The sequence below is a fragment of the Mycobacterium sp. 1081908.1 genome (genome assembly GCF_001673535.1).
In the GTDB taxonomy this organism is placed as follows: Bacteria; Actinomycetota; Actinomycetes; order Mycobacteriales; family Mycobacteriaceae; genus Mycobacterium.
This window is the reverse complement of the sequence record NZ_LZLY01000122.1, coordinates 1-812: the sequence shown is the minus strand read 5'-3', so window position 1 is coordinate 812 and position 812 is coordinate 1. Positions and strand designations below refer to the sequence as shown.

Annotated in this window: 1 protein-coding gene and 1 pseudogene; both read left to right on the top strand. The window is 70.0% G+C overall.

Annotated elements, in window-relative coordinates; all coding sequences use genetic code 11:
* Positions 1-235: pseudogene (locus tag A5655_RS19960) on the top strand (methionine synthase); the annotation flags it as partial.
* A 126-nt stretch (positions 236-361) separates the two neighbouring features.
* The coding region (locus tag A5655_RS19955; protein WP_156764949.1) for a PE family protein at positions 362-812 on the top strand (451 nt) is incomplete at its 3' end.

Below are 812 nucleotides of genomic sequence, written 5' to 3'. Positions count from 1 at the left end.
GCTGGGCGTGGTTCCGGCGACCGCGCCGCCAAAGCGGCCGTCGGTCGAGGAGGTGGCCGCCGCCGCCGTCGCGGTTACCGATCGGCTCGGATTCGGCCGCTCGGCGCTGCGCGAGCGCATCGGCGTGACCCCGGCGTGCGGCCTGGCGGGCGCGACGCCCCAGTGGGCGCGGACGGCCATCGAGCTCGCCCGCAAGGCCGCCGAGGCGTTCGCGGAGGACCCGGACGCCATTTAGGCGCGTCAAAAAGCTTTATCCAAAAGCGTTTTGATTAATTGACGAGCCCGTTAATCTTGTTGCGCGCCTGTGTCCCGATCGGATTTGGGACTGGCAACGGTTGAGTCGACTTGAAGGGGCACGGGCATGTCATTTGTTGTTGCGCCGGAATTCGTGACGGCGGCGGCTGGAGACCTGGCGAATATCGGTTCGACGCTGAGCGCGGCGCGGTCGGCCGCCGCCGCGTCCACCACGGGGATATCCGCTGCCGCCGCCGACGAGGTATCGAGCGCGATCGCAGCGCTTTTCAACACGCACGCCCTGGATTTCCAGGCCCTCGGCGCCCGCGCGGCGGCCTTTCACGCCGAGTTTGTCGGCCTGTTGAACGGCGGCGCGGCGCAATACCTGAGCACCGAGGCCGCCAACGCCGCCGCCATTCCAACGGCGCAGGACGTCCTCAACCAGATCAACGCGCCCTTCCTTCAATTCACCGGGCGCCCACTGATCGGCAACGGCGCCAACGGCGCCCCGGGGACCGGGGCACCCGGTGGGGCCGGCGGATGGTTGCTCGGCGACGGCGGGGCCGGCGGGTCCGGCG